The 15,937-nt window shown below is 54.0% G+C and carries 11 protein-coding genes; 2 read left to right on the top strand and 9 right to left on the bottom strand.

Annotation, left to right across the window (positions count from 1 at the left end):
* Positions 1 to 255 precede the first annotated feature (255 nt).
* The 4 genes from H6F75_RS27370 to H6F75_RS27355 all read right to left on the bottom strand — a co-directional run bounded on the left by H6F75_RS27370 (position 256) and on the right by H6F75_RS27355 (position 2,704).
* Complete coding sequence (locus H6F75_RS27370; protein WP_190756511.1) at positions 256 to 846, bottom strand: Uma2 family endonuclease; 591 nt, start codon at positions 844 to 846, stop codon at positions 256 to 258.
* Positions 847 to 947: 101 nt separating this feature from the next.
* Entirely contained in the window at positions 948 to 1,493 is a 546-nt protein-coding gene (locus tag H6F75_RS27875; protein ID WP_199304164.1) for a hypothetical protein, read from the bottom strand.
* Positions 1,486 to 2,250 carry an AAA family ATPase gene (locus H6F75_RS27360; RefSeq protein WP_190756509.1) on the bottom strand — a complete coding sequence of 255 codons (765 nt, stop codon included), beginning with the start codon at positions 2,248 to 2,250 and terminating at the stop codon, positions 1,486 to 1,488. The genes H6F75_RS27875 and H6F75_RS27360 overlap by 8 nt, the downstream gene beginning before the upstream one ends.
* Positions 2,251 to 2,455: 205 nt before the next feature.
* Positions 2,456 to 2,704 carry a WGR domain-containing protein gene (locus H6F75_RS27355; protein ID WP_190707638.1) on the bottom strand — a complete coding sequence of 83 codons (249 nt, stop codon included), beginning with the start codon at positions 2,702 to 2,704 and terminating at the stop codon, positions 2,456 to 2,458.
* An 89-nt stretch (positions 2,705 to 2,793) separates the two neighbouring features.
* Here H6F75_RS27355 and H6F75_RS27350 point away from each other — a divergent pair, with 89 nt between their 5' ends.
* Positions 2,794 to 3,849 (top strand): PDDEXK nuclease domain-containing protein, encoded by a 1,056-nt coding sequence (locus H6F75_RS27350; RefSeq protein ID WP_190756507.1) that lies wholly within the window; start codon positions 2,794 to 2,796, stop codon positions 3,847 to 3,849.
* A gap of 127 nt (positions 3,850 to 3,976) precedes the next feature.
* Here H6F75_RS27350 and H6F75_RS27345 read toward each other — a convergent pair whose 3' ends face one another.
* Both H6F75_RS27345 and H6F75_RS27340 read right to left on the bottom strand, forming a co-directional pair.
* Positions 3,977 to 4,144, bottom strand: coding sequence for a hypothetical protein (locus H6F75_RS27345; RefSeq protein WP_190756505.1), 168 nt, complete (start codon positions 4,142 to 4,144; stop codon positions 3,977 to 3,979).
* 191 nt (positions 4,145 to 4,335) lie between these two features.
* On the bottom strand, positions 4,336 to 6,033 hold the full coding sequence (locus H6F75_RS27340; protein WP_190756503.1) for a hypothetical protein: 1,698 nt from the start codon (positions 6,031 to 6,033) through the stop codon (positions 4,336 to 4,338).
* Between the two features lie 828 nt (positions 6,034 to 6,861).
* Here H6F75_RS27340 and H6F75_RS27335 point away from each other — a divergent pair.
* Positions 6,862 to 7,899 carry a hypothetical protein gene (locus tag H6F75_RS27335; protein WP_190756517.1) on the top strand — a complete coding sequence of 346 codons (1,038 nt, stop codon included), beginning with the start codon at positions 6,862 to 6,864 and terminating at the stop codon, positions 7,897 to 7,899.
* Between the two features lie 270 nt (positions 7,900 to 8,169).
* On the opposite strand, the gene H6F75_RS27330 is transcribed toward H6F75_RS27335, so the two are convergent.
* The 3 genes from H6F75_RS27330 to H6F75_RS27320 all read right to left on the bottom strand — a co-directional run bounded on the left by H6F75_RS27330 (position 8,170) and on the right by H6F75_RS27320 (position 15,784).
* Entirely contained in the window at positions 8,170 to 9,783 is a 1,614-nt protein-coding gene (locus H6F75_RS27330; RefSeq protein ID WP_190756501.1) for an S-layer homology domain-containing protein, read from the bottom strand.
* A gap of 662 nt (positions 9,784 to 10,445) precedes the next feature.
* Entirely contained in the window at positions 10,446 to 11,042 is a 597-nt protein-coding gene (locus tag H6F75_RS27325; RefSeq protein WP_190756499.1) for a hypothetical protein, read from the bottom strand.
* A gap of 908 nt (positions 11,043 to 11,950) precedes the next feature.
* Positions 11,951 to 15,784, bottom strand: a complete 3,834-nt coding sequence (locus H6F75_RS27320; protein ID WP_190756497.1) for a phytase — start codon at positions 15,782 to 15,784, stop codon at positions 11,951 to 11,953.
* Positions 15,785 to 15,937 lie beyond the last annotated feature (153 nt).

Genomic DNA, 15,937 nt, shown 5'->3' with positions numbered 1-15,937 from the left:
TCGTACAGTAAAATTCACGAGTTTATAAGGGTTTCCGGGTGTTGGGTCGTGCGGTCGGCCTACGTCTCACCTGAGACAGCCGGAAACCCTTGATTTTTCGTTGCGGCGTCTCAGGATTGGAACGGTGAGACGGTTAAGGTCTTTGATTGAGCTGTACAGTGCCAGATTGAATGACATCGGGACAAGGCTACTTTAATGACACCAGCGTGTCTCTACGACAAATAAAGTCACGTGCACATTCAGCACAACACAAAATCAGTACCTGGCCTTGAGAATCTGAGCCGCCGTCAGCCTGTTCTCAGATGCCAACTCTGTTAACAGAGCCGAGGTAATTGCAGCATTCCTCTCAACCAGTACCGCCTCGTATAACCCCTCGATCCGGGTCAGCACGGTGACCCGTTGGGCGATGGGGTCAACAATCCAAAACTCGGCAATGCCTCGGGCTTCGTACTGCGATCGCTTATAGCGGTAGTCACGATCGATGTTTTTCTTCCCTGGCGACACCACCTCCACCACTAGCCGAGGTGGCGGCATATCTAACGTTACCGTTGCCCGGTTCGCCCCCTCAAGAGCCATAGCGAGTTCCTCTGACAACACCATCAAATCGGGCACTCGCACGGTGGTGCGTTCCCCCATGACAGCTATCTCTGTTTTAGTTCGCAGGCGATCAGGGGGTATACCTTGCTGCAAAAAGTAGGCAAACAAAAACGAGGTAATGCGCTGATTTAGGTCGCTCTCTGGCGGCATTTCAACCGGTTCCCCGTCTTCTAACTCATAGAGGGTGTCGAGGTTGCTAGTATAGGCAAAGAACTCCTCCAGACCCATGCGGGTAGTTGCAACGGTCATGGTGTCCTAGCCTCCAACGAGAAACGCCGTGGTAATCGCATTATCCCAAGTTCACCCGCAGCGTGCCATTCCCCTCGTCTCGTTTGGGCTGCCACCAGGCGTCAAGCATCTCGGCCAAACTTGCTCATCATCGCCTCAGCCCGTTTGCGGTTAGCCAACTGCTGCCGGTTATCATGCTTCTGACTAGCGTTTTCTACCACCTGGGCCAGGGCCTCGGGGTTAGCCTCCATGTACTCGTACATGGCCTCGATCAACACTTCACGGCTTAGCCCCTGGTGCCGACAAAACGTGTGCAGCCGTTCGATCAGATCGGCTTCTAGGCGAAAGGTGCTGCGCTTTGTCGGTGGCTCACTCTCTATCTCTATATGTCTAGACGCCTGAATGTCTGTATGTCTAGAAGCTCCCACCGCTATCCCAGTATTCAGAGCTTCGGACATCTGGATATCTGTATGTCTAGACTTCACTGGTTCCAAAAGACCTGGCACACCGGCGTCAACCGCCATACCCTCATCTTCTATATGTCTAGATATCTGTATGTCTTGAGATTTTGGCGTCTGGACATCTTGAGGCTTTGAGATCAGGGAGGCATCGCGGGGGGCGACCTTAGGACGCTGCCGCTGTTTGAGTCGGTCTAGGGCATCACTCATGGGTAAGGGCCTCTACAATTTGCTCGAAGGGGTATTGCAGGTCGGGCTGGTCCAGTTCGCTGAGCAACTTGCCCTGCCGAATAGCGTTCTTAAATTTTTCGGACTCGCGGATGGAGGCCAGAATGGGGGCCTCACCGGCGAACTCTTGCATAGCAGCTATGTTTTGCCGACCCTCTAGGGTTTGGGTGTTGCCCACCCAGCGATCGCGAAAAGGAATTATTCCTAGTACAGACCCAGTGAACGCCTCTAGCTCAGCTTGTTCATTCAAAAAATCCAGCGTATCGACTAGAGAGTTCACTCCTTTAACATTAGCCTCTACCGGAATTAGCACATGGTCAGAGGCCCCGACGGCGGAGAGGCAGATCTGCGATCGCGACGGTTGCACATCGATCAGTACTACATCGAACATGTCGTGAATCTTGCGCAGCCGCTGCTTTAAGATGAAGGCCCCCGCCCCGCTGCTGCTGAGAAAATCGCTTACTTTGAACAGGCCGCGATCGGCAGGCATCACAAATAAGTTCTCGTACTGGGTGCCGTAGACCCCATCCTCAACCTCGACCTGCTTGGTCAGCACCTCAAAGAGACTAGGCTCATCAGGCTGCACCTCATGCCCCAGATAAAAGGTCAGATTTGCCTGGGGGTCAGCATCTACTGCCAGCACCTTTTTGCCCTGCTGAGCCAGCAGCAGGGCGGTAAAAAACACCGTCGTCGTCTTCCCCTGTCCCCCCGACAGAGAAATCGCTGAGCAGATTTTCACAGGGCTAATCCTATAACAGCGATTTGAAGATAGCATCTTGGCATCAGGACATCAATATGTCTATATGTCTAAACTTAGATATGTCTAGGTACATAAGCATATTTAAGTTTAGATACTGTGTGCAACGGTTTTCTAACGCTCGGTTTGCCTTCAAGCTTTAGCGTGGCAAGGGTTTCAGGATATAAAAGCCTAAATTTGAGTCGCCCTAGTTAACTAGTGCATATCCCCGATAACGCCTGCGTTTAAGAACATCCTGCATCAGCCGATTGCCTTCTTCGATATCTGCGCACAAGGTTTCACACTGCCCACACTTACCCGTTCGGCGGCCACCCCACTTGCGCAGCAAGACCCACTCACCAAATAGGTTCTGGCGTAGAGCGCACCAGTAGTAGCGATCGCCCCGCTGCCAAAACAGCTCCTGCCATTGTGCTGGGTCATAGCTTAGCTGGGTCATAGGCTCCACCTTCTCGATCCCAAAAAGCCTTGTAGCTCATTGCCGTCTTAGCCTGATAATAAGGGGTCTGCAAATGAAGGAAAAGTCCCTTGCCCCAAGACAATTCCCTATTCCCCGCCGACAATTATGATGTCTTTCTCAAGGACCTCAAAACCCGCATACGTCAGGCGCAGGTAAAGGCGGCTCTCGCCGTTAATAAGGAGCTGATCATCTTGTATTGGCAGATTGGGCGGGAGATTCTCGCCCGCCAGCAGCAGGAAGGCTGGGGGGCAAAGGTCATCGACCGCCTCGCCAAAGATCTGAAACGGGAATTCCCTGATATGAAGGGGTTTTCACCACGCAACCTCAAATATATGCGGGCTTTTGCGGAAGCTTACCCAGATCAGACAATTGTGCAGGAGGTGCTTGCACAAATTACTTGGTATCACAATCAAGCTCTCCTAGATAAGTTAAAAGCCCCAGATGAACGGCTCTGGTACGCCCAAGGCACTCTTGAGAATGGTTGGAGTCGGAATGTTCTGGCCATGCAGATTGAATCCAACCTGTTCCAGCGTCAAGGTGGGGCGGTTACTAATTTTGGGCGGACCCTACCGCCTGAACAGTCAGATCTCGCCCAACAACTGCTTAAAGACCCCTACAATTTCGACTTTCTCAAGCTGACATCCGCTACCCAAGAGCGAGAGCTAGAAAATGCTCTGGTCGAGAGAATCAGGGATTTTCTGCTAGAGCTAGGCGTCGGGTTTGCTTTCGTCGGCAGTCAATATCGACTGGAAGTCTCTGGCAACGAGTACTTCATGGATATGCTGTTCTACCATCTCAAACTGCGGTGCTATGTCGTGATTGACTTAAAGGTGACCGAATTTCGCCCTGAGTACACCGGCAAGATGAACTTCTACGTCGCGGCAGTGGATGACCTGCTGCGCCACCCTGATGATCAGCCCACCATCGGCATCGTGCTGTGTAAGTCAAAGAATAAAACTGTTGCTGAATACGCCCTGCGCAACGTCAGCACCCCGATCGCCGTCACCACCCACAGCCTGCCCGACCAGCTAAAGGCCAACCTACCCACCATCGAGGAGCTAGAGATGGAACTGGATGCGGTGGCGAGTGAGTTGTCGGAGGGGAATGAAGCAGTTGATGCGTGAAGTAGCTAAGTCATCTTCCGCATCGATTTCGGTCAGCCTAACAGTGAGGGTTTGCTGGAGTACCTCAATGTAGCGATCCAGCTCCCGAGAACCATGCACGCACCACCGCAGAGCCTCAAAAGACATCTCAATCACGTCTTTTTTTGTAGTCTTGCCTTAGTTGCGTAAATTCATCGCCTACAACGATACGAACGCGTTCGCCATCTTCTTTTCGGATAGTCAGCTCGCTGAGCCCTAGTTCCGATAGACAATCGGCCAAAGCCAGCAATTGCTTAGTCAAATCCGGGGTATCCATATTCATCCGCTGCTATAGATCGTTTGTATTATCACTCAGAACAACAGCGCCCCCGTCACCTACTGCCATAGCCTTGCAATGAATTTCAGTAACAGATAATCATTGCCGCCCTTTGACTCAATTCAAATCACCCTGAAAGCGTTATCAAAAGAGAGTTGCAGGCACTCAACCCCCTGAATTCGGATCACCCCCTAAGAGATGGGTTGTTGAGGGTCTCCAATATCAGAAGGCTCTCCAGCCCCAAGAAAATCAAGCACACGCAGATGATAGAGCAGTAGCAACCGATCCTCGTCCGTCAGCTCAGACCAGCGCTGGCCCTCAAATCGATCGGCTATGAATTGTCGAATCACCTCCCCAGACCAACCCAGGCTCCTGATCTGGTTTTGAAGTTGCCCATGCAGGGCTGGGTCATAGGCCGCAGGCTCGGCCTCCTGTGGAAAAGAGAAAGCGTCCCCCCGCACCCCCCTTTCCGGAGAAAAAGAATTTATATCCGACCCCGACTCACCAGCGCAAAGCGCCTCACCCTTCATATCTCTCTCCAAGGGGTGTAATTCCTTAGTTTGTAAAGAGTCTAGCGATTTTGGTACCGCTTTTACGATCGCCGCTTCAGGGGCTAGGAGGCTTGCTGTTGGGGCCATTACACCCTCTTGATGCTCGGGGTGCCAGAGGTGGAGATGCTTGTAGAGGGTTTGCTGACTGACTCTGGCTCCTTGGGCGATCGCCTTGGCCCGGGCCGTAATCTGCTCGGGCAACTCCCCCGCCTGCTCTAAGTTGGTGTAGGCGGCGCGGATGCGATGCTGAGCGTCTTCGGTCTGCCGCTGGTTGAAGGGCACAAGGTTGTTCTTCGGGTGACTAGTGTCGCGGGTGGGGGTGCTGCCTAGAGGCCAGTAATAGCCCTCGACAGCTCTAGCCCAGGCGATGACCTTGCGCTCGATGTCGTGCTGGTGGCGACAGTACTGCTCGTAGCCGGGGCAATAAAGGGCGATGCGCAGGGTGTAGTCGATCAGGGCTTGGCCCTGGAGGCCCTCGAAGACGCGGCCGTAGCAGGCAATGGTTTTGAGCAGGTGGTTGGTTTGGCCATAGGCGGTCCAACCTTCGGTGATTTCGAGATCCAGGTCGTGCCGCCAGCTCTCGACGGGGTGGCTGCGGCGCTTGGGCCGCTTGCGGTGGTTATCCCGACCAATTTTCATCGCATGGCGCAGGGTGTCCATGTCTTGGTGGCTCGCTGCACCATCCCAGAGCCAGAAGAACCGGGCCAGGCTGTCGCCAATGGGGTTGAGGGCATCGTCGAGCAGGCAGGAGCCGCTGCCGGGCTGTAGGGGCAGTCGGTGGCCCATGTATTCGATGAAGGCTTGAACGCCGTAGGCTTTGACGTTGGGGAAGATTTCGAGCTGCCCAGCCTGGAGCCGAAATCCCTGGGCTTTGAAGCATTCTTTGAGGGCAACGGCCAGGTTGAAAGTGTTGACCCGCTCAGCAAAGGGGAGGTAGAGGTGCAGGCCGCCGCTCCAGCTGGAGCGCAGCAGCAAGGTGCGGGTGATGCCAATGGTCTCTAGGGCAGCCCGAATCTGGGCCACCCCGTCGGCGCTGCAGTAGTCGCCACCGGCGTCGAGGTCGAGCAGGGCGTAGCGGGTGTCGTGGGTGAAGCGGACGCCGATCAGCTGGTTGGCATCTTGCCAGTAGTTCCACAGCACCCGAGGCCGCAGCGGATAGGTGGTGACGGTTGTCCAGGCGGCTTTGGCGGTTGCTTCATCCGGCAGGTCAGCGCGGATGAAGTTCCAGGGGTAGTGGCCAAAGAGTTCACACAGCCGCTGGCCTGTAGGGTCAGCGGGGAGGGGTTCGGAACGGGGAGCTCTACACGACTCCTCGCCCCATCCTGTCGATGCGGTCATGGGGGCTTCTCTCTCCTAAAAAAGAGCAATGAGTATTGCCCCGAGAGAGATCCGGTGTTACCATAGCCGCATAAGAAATTAACGCGCGACTCGGGACTGGTCCTCTCGGGTTTTCGCTTTTTAAAGAGCCGGTGGCATCTGCTGCCGGTTCTTTTTGCCTACTAAGGTCAGGAAAATTGACACTGATCGAGGCTCAGACGAATGGTCAGTTCAGCCGAACCCTAGCCATTACTGAATTAGTCTTTGCACCTTCTTTAGCCACTCTGCTAGATAGTTCAAACGTTCTCAAGCTGAAATATTGCCAAAGGTTAGCACTGAAAGTTTTGATTCTCAATAGCCTCCTATAGGCCTATACGCCAGAGTTACAGGTCACTTATACGCCAAAGTTACAGGCAAAACCATACGCCAAAGTTACAGGTCAGAAAATGACCATACGCCAAAGTTACAGGCAAAACCATACGCCAAAGTTACAGGTCATTTCTCGGAAAGCCTGCTTGTTAAAGCATTGAAAAAAACATGGCCAAAAACCATACGCCAAAGTTACAGGCAAAACCATACGCCAAAGTTATAGGTCAGAAAATGACCATACGCCAAAGTTACAGGCAAAACCATACGCCAAAGTTACAGGCGAAGGGCCAAAAAACATACGCTAAAGTTACAGGTACCTCAAAAAGCTTTGCCCACAAACGTTACAGAGTGTTTTTATCAACCATTCTTTCCTTAAAATGTGGCTCAATGCCGTGTCTGACAAGATGAGATCTCGCCGTGAGTCCCCCCAAGACGCCAACAATTGAATCAGACATATTCCCGGTAGACGGGCAGCTGCTTATGGTGTTGCCACGGGCTGGAGCATCGGTAAAAAACCCAGATGTGCAGGTGCCCATCCTACGGTCAGATGGCGACGGCTATTACCTTGAAATGCGCGTAGAGGCTGATTCGACAGACTCTACGGAAGTGGCCGTTACCCGCCGTGTTCCCCTTGAAGACCTAACCGCCGAAGAGTGGGAAGAGATCCAAGCCCAATATTCCAGCCTAGATATCGAATCCTGTATTGACATGGGAGTCAGTAAGGGGCTGGAGAAGATTCAAGACCGCCGCATCGAGCGACTGCTGGTCGCCCTGCTCACCTTTCTCAACCCGCGTCAGGTCTCCATCGTGCTGCATTTGTATCGCTTAGCAGCCCAGCAGGACCAGGGGCCGTTGGTTTCGTTTCGCTCTAATGATTTGCTGCAGGCCCTAGGCTATACCAAAACTAAAGATGGGGGATTTGCATCAAAACTCAGATCTCAACTTCATAGAGACCTAGTGGCTCTGCACCGCACTGAACTGGTGTTTGCCCAGTCTCTTCGCAAGGGCGACAATCTGGGGGCCAAGGTCACTATCAAAAGTGTTTTGCGAATCAGAGATTATGAAATCGACAATGTGCCCCGAGACTTTGACCTAGCTAAGGCTGCTGACTATACCTATGAGTTAGCCGATGCCTATACCATCTCCCTAGAGTTCTTTGATGGCCCGGCTCGGAACGGAGACTATGTACTCTTTGCCGATAGTCTCGACATTCGCCAGCGTTTAGGAGGCAGCGCCAAGCACGACTACAAGACTAAGCTGCTCATCTACCTCGCTAGCCGGATGCAGTGGGATCGGCCTGAGGATGGCCAATACCTCACTATTTCAAAGCGGTATCTATTTAAGAATCTGGACTTACTGGGCAGTAACACCTCTCGCAATAACCAGATTTTCTGGCGCACAGTGGAAGAGTTGAGCAGTGAGGGATACATCCTGGGAGCACAGGAGCTACCAGGAAAGAAGAAGTTAGCAACGATTCAATTTCAGATCAATCCTGAAAAACTGAGAGCTGAGGGGTAGGAAAGTGCATCGGTGCGGAGGGTGCAGCTGTGCATTTGCCTAGGGAATGGTTGCCAGATACAACCGCAGAAATAGAGCAAGCTGATAGCCTGCACCCTCGGCGGGGCAAAGGGCAGGACTGTTAATAATTTGATCGCGTTAAGGCACTGCGACTCTAGCCCATGCGGAATTTCACACCTGCCCCTGGCGATCGCCGGGGGCATTTTGTTGGTTGCTACCGCCGCCGTCCAACTGTTCCCTTTCTCTGCCGGCCTTTCATTGAAGATTGGCCTAATAGGCAGTTTTGGCATAGATACTGATGGAGGGCGTGGGTAGCGCTGATCCTACTTCATTGGGGTTGTTGTTCGTGAGCGCTAAGTAGTTGCCGCGATCGCTAAACGCAACCCGATAGCCATGAGGCCAGTCCTGAACTTCTCCAGTTCTCACACTGCCCAAGCGCGCTCCGGCCACCGGCCCAGCAAAGAAATAGCTGTCGCCATCTGGACTTAGGCCAATGGCGTCATCGGATCGATCAGCCGGTAGCCCCTTGCTGGTCACACGATCGCCTGTTTGTGGATTCCAAGTGACGAGCAGGCCATCGTAGGGCGATCGCGTTAGCACATTGAGCAGCCCATCGTTTCTAAAGGCCATATCCATTCCCCAGAAGAGAATATCTTCCGGCGGCAGCGTCCTAGCGTACTCAAACAGGCCGCTCTGATTGAGTCGCCATAGGTCTACACGACCCGATGAATCATTCGGGTAGATCTGGATGGCTAAAAACTGACCATTGGGGCTAATGGCAAATCTACCGCTGGTGTCTAAAGATTGTACCACTTCACCATTCGCCGTATTCCATAGAGCTAGTTGTGGTGCAGAAGCGCCGTCTCGATAGGGGTTCACAAACGTTATGATCCGCTGATTGTCATGGCTAAAGGCAATCTGACCCCCATCGATGGTTGAAGTTGCCTGGCTGATTGTTTTTCTCCACAGCGGCTGACCTGTCTCGATAGTCCATGCCGCTAGTTCAACGGTGTTGGTGGGAGACGTTTGCGCGATCGCCGCTACCTTCGTCCCGTCCTTGCTGATCGCCGCCCCATCAAAACGAGTCTGCTCGTCAGCAGTAATCTCCTTGATTAGCGCCCCTGTTTGCGTATTCCATACCTGAAGCGTTGCACCGTCTGTCGTCAGGGCCAGTAGCCGTTGTCCATCCGCGCTAAAGCTACACACGTCCGCTGCCGTTGGCAAGGTTGTTATAGGCGCTTTATTCCAGCGAGCACCGGCTGCTGCTACCGGTTGCGCCCTACCATCTTTGACCAACGCCTGATAGACAAAAGCCGCCACCTCAGCGCGGGTCGCTGGGCGATTGGGCAGGAGCTGATCGAGGGCAGGATAGTTAACAACGATGTTGGCGGCCCTGGCAGCGGTGATGCCAGGGCGAGCATATGCCGGAATAGCAGCAGCATCCTTATAGGCAGATAAGTCCGCCACACTACCGCCCTGATATCCCAATCCATTGGCGATAGAAACCAGGGCCTGTACGCGGGGTATCGGTTGATTGGGCTTAAACTGATTCCCCGGATATCCTGAGAGAAAGCCCGCAGTGCGAGCTTTAGCAATATAGCCAGCCGCCCAATGATTGTTAGGCACATCCGCAAAGGTTGGAGTACCGGGCTGCGTTGCATTCAACCGCTCATTCGGTATTTGAAAAGGCTGCGCTGACATAAACGCTTGATTCAAAATCACTGCAAACTGCGCGCGGGTTACGGGTTCGTTAGGCTGGAACGTGCCATCGGGGAAGCCGCTAATCACACTGAACCGGGCGAGGCCTGATATGTACTCATAAGCCCAGTAGTCGGCAGGGACATCTCTAAAGGAGGTGCTTGGCGCTAGAGTGGGTGCAGGCACTTGCGCTGATACAGACGCACTTAAAGGTGCGAGCAAGCTGAGACTCAAGCTAAGCGCTAGGCCGAGGCAAAATTGTGATCTGAAGCGCATATATTTATTTGCGGGTGGTTTCAGGGAGTAGTAGGTTTCATGTTCCGTCCATCTGGAACGGCCTAATACTGGAGTAGTCCAGTATTTCAGGCGGACTTATACTCGCCTGGGCTAAAGCCGTGACATACTTAGGTTTTAGCAGTTTTTATACTACTGCCTTGGCTCAGTACCGAGGGCTTTTTGCTGTCTAGGCCCGCTGCCTAAAATTCAGCCACAGCAGCACGGTAAGGCCACCTAACCAGAACAAGTCTCTCCCTAGCCCGGTGTTGTTTCCGGCGTAGAACATCCAATCACTAGGCCATTCCCCAAAGTCCATATCAGTACCCCACTCGACCAGGCTATGGTGCCCAAAACAAAACCCCCACGAGCCAGCGGTGCCAATGGGGGTTAAAAATCAGGTTTTCTGGATCCACCCGCTCTGGGGTAGCTTCTCTCCGCTGTGGGCCTATGGTGCTCAGCATGTGGATGCGATAGCAGGGGCAGGGCGAAAAGTGGCCCAGGCTAGTTGCCCCGCGCCACAAAGCAGCATCACAATCTCTCTTAGCAACTCTTTCATGAATTGACTAAGGGAACTAGCGTTCAGACTGCAATGCCTCAGCCAACGACACACCGCAGGCCAGCTCGATCGCCTTAAGCGCTGCGGATGGGTCTGTGAATTGATCCAGCTCTACGCCGTAGCGATAGGCCAAATCTTCAACCCTGTACAAATCGTTAGGGCCTCTATCACTAGCCGGCACCCCAGCTAATCGGCAAATTGACCCGACCATCTGCTCAACATCTCCGCCAAACCCAAACCAAATGGTGACCGCTTTGAACTGCATACTCCCTGGTTGACCAGGATCAGGGGCCAGCTCAGCATAGATGGGCCATTGTCCCTCGCCGTGATTGCTGGAAAAGAGTATTCCGCGCAAATGAACGTCGCCACCGGGAGGCAAAAAACAGATTTGGCTTGCCAAGTTGCCGCAGTCTGCCAAACCCGTTAGGCCTTCCTCATTAAGCGCAACAACCCCTGTCTTATAGCCATCTCTAAGCGCAGCGTTGGCGTCGAAAACACCGTGCATTGAGAGACCATCAAGCGCCTCTGGCGTAGTGATCATAATTTTGGCGCAGTCAGCGCCGACTGAACCCATATAAACCCGTTTGGGCGGTTTCATCTTGGGGCTAATCATTGCTCTCGCTCTCTATAACTACTTCGATAAGTCATGCATCCAGGTCAACTTAAACCGCTTAAGCCAGGCCATAATGTGGTCAAGGCAGCTCAGCAAAAACCGTTGCCATAACCAGAGATAGGAAGCACTTACCGCACTTGAAACGCTGTTAGACATCCGAACATCTAAACAGTAAGACATCTCAACACACAGCAGCAGCGATCATAAGTGCACAACTGTCTCTCCCCCAAGATCTACACCGTCGCCGGATGAGGGCCAGCCTCGACAACGTAGCCAGCAAAGTCGCAGGGGACCGATTGCCCTGCAGCTACATTGCACAGTGTCAGGCCCTGACTAGCGCTCTACTATCGCTCTGAAAGGCTCGCTCGCTATAGCTGGAGTAGGCTCAACAAAGGGCATCGAGTAGCCCCAGATCGTCGCCGGGCCCGTCATTCTTGTCCATTGCCTCCGCTCGTGCCTTCAGTTCGTCGTAATCGTGTCCCGTGGCCTCACACCATCTCCGCAGGATTGCGTCGATCTGGGCCGCAATCTCGCGGTTTTGTTGGCGGGCTTTGAAAAGTTCGCAAACTAAGTCGCCTCGGGAATCATCGCTATTCTGGTTCATCACTGCTGCCTTCTATGGGTTGCGGGTCGGTGCCAATATCGGGCATCATGGCCAGTCGTTCATACTAGCTAAGGGCATGCACTGGGGGTGACCCTAGGGACGGTTCTAAAAGGGTGAGGGGCAGTTCATTGAGGGCTGAACAGTCAAGTTCTAGAGCCTGCAGCTCGCCACACGTGAACGATGCAGGGTCTTTTTGCTCCTTTGGATGTCCTCATTCATAATGCAGGCTATTGCAGTAACAAAAGCCCCTGCGCTAAGTTCAGCGCAGGGGCCAAAGGCATTGACTTCAGGCGGTTAAGATCACCTACGCCATGACGAGCCCAGCCGAGTTGAGCGTAATGACTAAGTCGTTAAAGTCGTTGTCAGACGAGTCTTCGAAACTCCAAACACCACCACTGCGCTGAATGCGAGACTCACCGATAGTAGCCAGGTTATTGATATCACCACCCACTAGCAGCACAGGAGCGTAGTAGGTGCCACCGGGCAAGGTTAGGGTGACATCGGTCGTTACCAGGTTGTCGGCAAACAGCTCAACATTGAGCAGGTTGGCGGCAATGGCGGCCTCATAACCAGCATCCCCAGCTATCAGGCCATTTACCCGCCCCTGGGCGTCGGTTGCGTAGAACTTCAGCACATTATCAAAGGCCGCTTCGCGCGAGGCAGTAATGTTGAGGGCCACGTCTCCGTCAAAGCCGGTCAGGTCAATCAGCTCAGCCACAGGGACTGAAGAATCTGGATTGCGGGGGTCAAAGCTGTCGGTGTCGATATCTAGAGCTGCCTCAAAGGCGTTGGCGACCACCGCCCAATCCACAAACTTGAAGTTGGTGCTGTTGTTTTCGAGCTGTTCACCATCTTCAATCACATTTTGCGGATCGTTGGCACCGTCCTGAACGACTAGCAAGCCGTTGGGAAAAGCGGAGCCCAGCGCGACGTTAGTGATATCCAACCCGTCAGACTCGTTCACCTGGTCGATCAGGCCGGTATTGCCGACCGTGAAGCTGCCGAGGTACTCGTTGTTGCCCTCCCGAGAGAAGACCGCAAAGGAGTTGTTGCCCTGGCTAGACGCAATCAGGTAGCCCGTGCCCTCGGGCCCGTAGTAAATCGTCAGTCCTTCAAGGTCGGGTTCTAGGAAGTCTGCATCAATGGATTGCACCAGGGTGAAATTGCTGCCGCCATTGGGTTCGGCGTCAAATTTGAGAATGCCGACCTCGTTTTCCAACGTGACGTAGAGCTGGCCCAGTTCCTGGTCAACCACCAGGCCCTCAGACTGGGAATCGGCTGCATCCCCCGTCGGTACTGGCAAATCAATCATGCGCACCACGCGGGCATCCACGTAAGAGGCATCGGCGGGGCTGACCTGGGGCAGCAGCTCGAGCTGGGCCACCTGGTTGCCGCTGGCCTGAGTGACAAAGGCATAGAGTTTGCCGGTCACAGGGCTGAGGTAGGTGGCTAGCCCGTAGGCCGTAGCCTCGCCGTCATCCACCCCAAAGATCGAGAAGGCCGGGTCGCTGAGGGTAGGTGCCGTGAGGTCATACAGTTCGCCGGTGGTCGCGTCGATGCCGAAGATAGCGAGGGTATCGTTGGCGCGATCGCTCATCACTGCGATATCGGTCGTGAAGGAACCTGTGGGATTGAAGGCCGGCACCTCAATGCCGTAGAGCAAATCCACATTGTTGTAGCGGATTTCGCCATAGTCCGCAGGCAGAATAGTCTGCTGAAGTTCCCCTTGCAGATTGAAGGTGGCGGCACCGCCATCCTTGAGGGTGACGATGACTCGGCTGTTATTAGGGTTAGCAGGGTTCACCCAAATTGCTGGGTCGTCGGAGTCGCCTAGCAAGGGGGTGGTGCTGTCTTCATCGTCTACGGTTAGCGGCGTTTCTAAAACGGAAGGCACAGCGGGAATAGTGTCAAAATCAACTGCAAAGGCGAGGAACTGAGTGGATTGGGTATCGTTAAAGTTGTTGTCGCTGGCGAGAATCAGCGTTTGCCGACCATCTGCTAGCGTAGGGCCAAAGGTCAGGGCCTCCAGGTTGTCGGGAGCAATACCCAGGTCGGCTTCGATATCAAGAATCTCGCGCTTAGAAACGGCGGGATCAACTTCAAAAGGGCCAGGAGGAATAACCTCTCCGTCCTCTTCGAGAGCCTCTTCCCGGAACAGGTCAAAGACGCCCTGCACATCTAACTTGCCCTGAGAGCGGATTTCGTACAGCTTGACGGTGTTGCCCTGCCCTTCTGCAAAGGAACGCTCCAGAGCGAGGAAGGAGCCGTTGTCATCGATGGCGAGCAGCTCTACCAAGCCATTGTCACTAAAGGCGGTGGCGGGCACCGGCGCGGTGGGAACGGCCTCGACTTCGTAAACGTATTCGGCGATCGCCTCACCATTGGCTAAGTCATACTTCACAATGCGGCTGAGGCTGCCCTCTTCTAGACTGGCCGCAGGCCCATCCTGAAAGAGAGCATTCTCGGTGGCGGTGTAGAGGTACCGACCGTCGGGGCTGAGGGTGAGGCTTTCAAAGGCCAGATTGGGCCGAATGCCGCTGGCGGTTGCGGACAAAAATTTTGCATCTATCGGCAATTCAGACAGCTGCTGACCCGCTAACGAGAACTCGTTAATAAAGGGCGCAATGCCAGTGTTAGCGTTGCCTTCGGAGGCAATGTAAAGGGTGCCGTCGGGCGTCAGCACAATCGCTTCTGGGTCAATGCTTTGGGCTGCAAAGGGAGCACCGCTGGCATCGAGCAAGGTGGTGACATCGGTAACGGCAACATCGCCCTCGTCTAGGCTGCCATCGCTGAGGTCGATGTCTAGGGTGTAGAAACGGGCCGGGCCGAGCTGGCTGCGATCATCTGAAATGGCATAGTAAGCGTCAGCTTCGGCATCGTAGGTTAAGCCCGAAAGCCCGCCTACCTGGGTGCCCTCAAACGTCAGGTCAGTGGGGAAGGTAACCTCGCCCAGAAACTCCAGATCAGCCACGGTGCGTCGTCCGGTGTCTGTGACGGGCACCTCCACATCGACGTACACTAGGCGATGGTCAGAGGTGGGGAATTCCGCCAGCGGGAAAAGGGGATCGGTGCTGGGCTGCCAGAAGACTTGAGCCTCGGTAATGGTCAAATTGTTAGATGGCAGCACATAGTCAACCCGCAGGTTGCCGGGCGCGATATCAGTCGTTGGATCAGTAGGGCTAAAGCCAAAGTCAGCCGTATCGAAAGCGGGATCACCAATCTGGCTTGCATTAGTACCTCCTTGACGGATAGCGGCATCAGGGCCGCCAGCGCTGCTTGGGGTGACAGAGGTATTCACTAGAGGGTCGTCGAGCAAGAGTTGAGCCGCACCAGAAATGCTGTCGCCGTCAAAGGGGTCGGAGTTTTGGTCACCCATGATGACGAACTTGGCCCCAGTGGCCAACCCACCAATAGTGCCGTTGTCGTCGTAGATATACTCTTCGCCATTGATGTAGTCGGCCCAGAAGCGAATTTCGTCGTAGTTGCGGCGACCGTTGCGGTCTTCAGCCCCATCAAACACGGGCGGAGTGGGGTGGCTGGCCAGGACGTGGATAATTTCGCCATTAACCTCAACCGGCACATCGATGTGGTTTTTAGAAGAAAGGCGGAAGGCAGCAAGTTCTTCGGGGGTATACCAGTTGGCGGTGTCGCCGTCACTATCAGCATCGTTGGGATCGGTGGGTAGCAGTGCACCAGGCATGTCGGCCCACCGAAATTCTTTAAAGGTGCGGATCTCGTCTTCAACTATGGGGTGTTTGGAATAGATAACGAAGGCAAATTGCCCAGGGAAAAAGCCGAAGCCGTAGGCGTCATCAGGGCCGCCTACTGTGCCATCATTGTTTAGGTCGAGGCCAGAGGGTAGGCCAGTGTTGGAGGGAGCGGCATAGACATAGGGATAGGCAACAGGGTCAACGCCATTTTGAGAAACCGACAAATAATTTTCTTGAAAGAGGGCGGCGGCGTCTCCAGCCTCATCAAAGTCAAACTCGTTAACTAAAACGACATCGGGATTGCTGCGCTGAATAATTTCTGCGATCGCCCGAGCCTGAGCATTATCTGGTGTTGATAAATCGGTAATTAATTCTCCCTCGGCGGCGCGGTTGAGGGAGGCGTTAAAGGTAGCAAAGCGAATAGCCATAGGTTCTAGTTTTGGGGGACTTTGCAACGAGTTGAGACCTGGCCAGGCAGCAGAATTTCGGCGCAGTAAAGCAAAGGGCAATGCTTAAAGCCCCGTCACAGAACGCGATCGCACCCTATCTGATCTACTTACCTTGGTGCGAGTGCCTCCGTA

This window comes from Nodosilinea sp. FACHB-131, assembly GCF_014695395.1.
GTDB lineage: Bacteria > Cyanobacteriota > Cyanobacteriia > Phormidesmidales > Phormidesmidaceae > Nodosilinea.
The sequence above is the reverse complement of the archived record's forward strand: the minus strand, read 5'-3'. Positions and strand labels throughout refer to the sequence as shown.

Excerpts from the sequence above, each read along its gene's own strand:
- H6F75_RS27370 (WP_190756511.1), bottom strand. The coding sequence starts at position 846 with ATGACCGTTGCAACTACCCGCATGGGTCTGGAGGAGTTCTTTGCCTAT.
- H6F75_RS27875 (WP_199304164.1), bottom strand. The coding sequence starts at position 1,493 with ATGAGTGATGCCCTAGACCGACTCAAACAGCGGCAGCGTCCTAAGGTC.
- H6F75_RS27355 (WP_190707638.1), bottom strand. The coding sequence starts at position 2,704 with ATGACCCAGCTAAGCTATGACCCAGCACAATGGCAGGAGCTGTTTTGG.
- H6F75_RS27345 (WP_190756505.1), bottom strand. The coding sequence starts at position 4,144 with ATGGATACCCCGGATTTGACTAAGCAATTGCTGGCTTTGGCCGATTGT.
- H6F75_RS27340 (WP_190756503.1), bottom strand. The coding sequence starts at position 6,033 with ATGACCGCATCGACAGGATGGGGCGAGGAGTCGTGTAGAGCTCCCCGT.
- H6F75_RS27335 (WP_190756517.1), top strand. The coding sequence starts at position 6,862 with ATGGTGTTGCCACGGGCTGGAGCATCGGTAAAAAACCCAGATGTGCAG.
- H6F75_RS27325 (WP_190756499.1), bottom strand. The coding sequence starts at position 11,042 with ATGATTAGCCCCAAGATGAAACCGCCCAAACGGGTTTATATGGGTTCA.
- H6F75_RS27320 (WP_190756497.1), bottom strand. The coding sequence starts at position 15,784 with ATGGCTATTCGCTTTGCTACCTTTAACGCCTCCCTCAACCGCGCCGCC.